The sequence below is a fragment of the Azotobacter armeniacus genome (genome assembly GCF_054779355.1).
In genome coordinates, this window is the sequence record NZ_BAAGYK010000169.1 from 1,294 (window position 1) to 2,251 (window position 958).

The 958-nt window shown below is 55.3% G+C and carries 3 protein-coding genes; 2 read left to right on the top strand and 1 reads right to left on the bottom strand.

The window, feature by feature from the left end:
• On the bottom strand, positions 1 to 276 hold a 276-nt coding region (locus ACYVD0_RS22880), incomplete at its 3' end, for a hypothetical protein (RefSeq protein WP_460428929.1).
• On the opposite strand from ACYVD0_RS22880, the gene ACYVD0_RS22885 reads away from it, so the two are divergent.
• Positions 275 to 400: a transposase gene (locus ACYVD0_RS22885; protein ID WP_460428930.1), complete on the top strand. Its 126-nt coding sequence runs from the start codon at positions 275 to 277 to the stop codon at positions 398 to 400. The two genes, ACYVD0_RS22880 and ACYVD0_RS22885, sit on opposite strands and share 2 nt — an antisense overlap.
• A 102-nt stretch (positions 401 to 502) precedes the next feature.
• A complete protein-coding gene (tnpA, locus tag ACYVD0_RS22890) occupies positions 503 to 934 on the top strand; it encodes an IS200/IS605 family transposase (RefSeq protein ID WP_460428931.1) in 432 nt (143 codons plus the stop codon).
• Positions 935 to 958 lie beyond the last annotated feature (24 nt).

The following is a 958-nucleotide window of genomic DNA, read 5'->3' on the forward strand; positions in this document are numbered from 1 at the left end:
CTCGGTTTCCGCCAGACGCGAGGCCAGCGTCCAGTAAACCTTGGTTTTTTGGACGGCCAAGGCAGTGATGTTCAGTTGCAGAAAGCGTGAGCCCGCGCCGATGGAATGCAGGTCGGCGACAATCAATGCAGGTTCATTCGCAATTAATGCTGGTTGGCCGGATCGGTCAGTCGCAGTTATGTAACCGTCTGGCCAAGTCGTCTGGCTTGAACCCGCCAAGCTAAGAGATGGTGTCCACCTATTCATCGTGGACACCTTTTCAAGCGGGGAAATCATGCAGCGTCGTTCCTATTCCACGGCCTTCAAGGCTCAAGTCGTGCAGGAGTGTGGCCAACCCGGCGCCTCCGTCGCCAGCGTGGCATTGAGCCACGGCATCAACACCAATGTTGTCCATAAATAAATAAGGTAATCCCCCGGCTTAGCCGGGGGACTCCTTGAGGTTTGACCGTGTGATACGGTCATCGGGAGCCTTCTGTCTCGACCAAGAGATAGGAGGTACCCGATGAGAGACTATCAGAGTCTCACGCACACGAAGTGGGACTGTAAGTACCACGTTGTTTTCATCCCGAAGAGGCGCAAAAAGGCGATCTTCGGAGCAATTCGCAAGCACCTTGGCGAGCTGTTGCATGAGTTGGCGAGGCAGAGGGAGTGCCGGATAGTGGAGGGCCATTTGATGCCTGACCATGTCCACATGTGCATCAGCATCCCACCCAAGCACTCGGTGTCGTATGTGGTGGGCTACATCAAGGGCAAGAGTGCGATTTCGATAGCGCGGCGTTTTATGGGAAAGGCGAAGAACTTCACGGGTGAGAATTTCTGGGCTCGGGGGTATTTCGTTTCAACCGTGGGGCTGAACGAGGGGGTGGTACGTGCATACATCCGGAACCAGGAAAAGGAAGATGAGCACTATGACCAGCTCAAGTTTGGCCTGTAGCGACAGCCGCCTTCAGGCGGCCCA

What these genes read in the sequence shown, in the direction of transcription:
- ACYVD0_RS22885 (WP_460428930.1), top strand. Translation starts at nt 275, where the DNA reads ATGCAGCGTCGTTCCTATTCCACGGCCTTCAAGGCTCAAGTCGTGCAG.
- tnpA (WP_460428931.1), top strand. Translation starts at nt 503, where the DNA reads ATGAGAGACTATCAGAGTCTCACGCACACGAAGTGGGACTGTAAGTAC.